Raw genomic sequence first — 1,545 nt, 5'->3', positions numbered from 1 at the left:
ACGACCCCTTGAACCGAAGCAACGCCCCGGGGCCTTCGCCGTTACGCCCTCCGGACGCGGCCGACGACCGCTCCGCCGGCGCCCGGCCCCCGCTCCTCCAGGGCGGACCAGGTCACGCCGGCGCCGATGATCCGCCGAACGCCCGGAACCCGCGCTACGGACCGGTCCGGCCCGCCGCCGACCCCGCGTCCGGCAGCTGCCGGTACTCGTCCAGCCCCGGATAGCGCTGCGGGATCTGCGTGGTGAGGAACCGGGCCGGCACGTCGTGGAAACTGCCGTGCCGGGCGGCGTAGGAGAAGAACGCCGCGCCCCGCCGGTCCCGGTCGGGCAGCAGCGCGTCGCCGCGGCCGTCGAAGTCGGTCGGTTCCACGCCCAGCCGTTCGCACAGTGTGCGGTGGAACATCGGGGTCGCCTTCACCCAGCGGCCCTCCAGCCACAGTTCGCTGTAGCCGTGCCAGGCGAACACGTCGGTGCCGGTCGCCGCCCGCAGCCGCCGCCCGGTGTGATGGTGGTTGACCACGTCGGCGAACGCCACCCGGGCCGGAATGCCCGACGCCCGCGCCAGCGCCGTCAGCAGCGACGCCTTGCTCACGCAGAAGCCGTGCCCCTCGGCGAGCACGCTGCTGGCCCGGTAGGTCTCCTGGTCCCGCAGATACGCGCCCATGGAGATCGCCCGGCCCGGCGGGATGCTGCAGTAGCCGATCCGGTCGCGTACCTGCTCGTACAGGGCACGCGCCTTGTCGACGCCGTGCGCGCCCGGCGCGATGCGGGCCGCGGCCTCCCGCACCGCGGGGTGGGCGCTGTCGACATAGCGGCCGGGTTCCAGACAGCGGCGCACGTCCTCGGGCATCCGCACCACGGCCGGCGTCAGCGACATTCCCCGGCCTCCGGTACGGCGGGTACGGCGGTGAACTCCAGCACGGCGACCGTGCAGTTGTAGCCGCCGCCCAGCCCCGCGACCAGCACCCGGTCGCCCGCCCCGATCGCGCCGGAGACGATCAGGTCGTCGAGGGCGGCCAACTGGTCGGTGCAGCCCACATGTCCCACCCGGCGGGCGAACGGCCAGGTGGAGCGGTCGATGTCGATGCCCAGCGGGTCCAGGCACTGCTCGTACAGCGCCTCGCGTCCCAGCGCCGGCCCGGCCACCCACCGCACGTCGGCGGCGGTGATCCCGGCCTCCGCCATGGCCTTGGCACCGGCCCGCTGCATCAGGTCCGCCATGCGCCGCTTGGCCTCGTCGAGCCCGCCGGCGAGGGTGTCGGAGAACTCCATCACCCGGTCGAAGAAGCCGATCGGGTAGCCGGCCCGCGGGTCGGCGGAGAACGGCATCGCGCCGCGCTGCATGCCCTCCAGACCGGTGTCGGCGACGGACACGGTGGACACGACCCGGGCGAAACCCGCACCGCGGGTCACCACGGCGGCGCTCGCCCCGTCACCGAAGACGAACACCGGCGGCGCGGCACGCCACCGGTCCCAGGCGCCGTCGCCGAACCGGTCCGCGGCGGTGATCATCGCCGCCCGGCCGGCCGGGCCGGCCGCCAGATG

Annotated in this window: 2 protein-coding genes; both read right to left on the bottom strand. The window is 74.9% G+C overall.

Annotated features, from left to right (window positions below):
- Positions 1–154: 154 nt before the first annotated feature.
- Positions 155–877, bottom strand: coding sequence for a transglutaminase-like domain-containing protein (locus ACWGH4_RS34990; RefSeq protein ID WP_453467933.1), 723 nt, complete (start codon positions 875–877; stop codon positions 155–157).
- Positions 868–1,545, bottom strand: a 678-nt coding sequence (locus ACWGH4_RS34985; RefSeq protein ID WP_453467931.1) for a 3-oxoacyl-[acyl-carrier-protein] synthase III C-terminal domain-containing protein, incomplete at its 5' end; no start/stop codon positions are given. The genes ACWGH4_RS34985 and ACWGH4_RS34990, both read right to left, overlap by 10 nt.

It is taken from the genome of Streptomyces sp. NPDC054847 (assembly GCF_053610925.1).
The sequence above is the reverse complement of the archived record's forward strand: the minus strand, read 5'-3'. Positions and strand labels throughout refer to the sequence as shown.

Bases quoted from the DNA above. Each gene is read 5' to 3' on its own strand.
- ACWGH4_RS34990 (WP_453467933.1), bottom strand. From the start codon at position 877: ATGTCGCTGACGCCGGCCGTGGTGCGGATGCCCGAGGACGTGCGCCGC.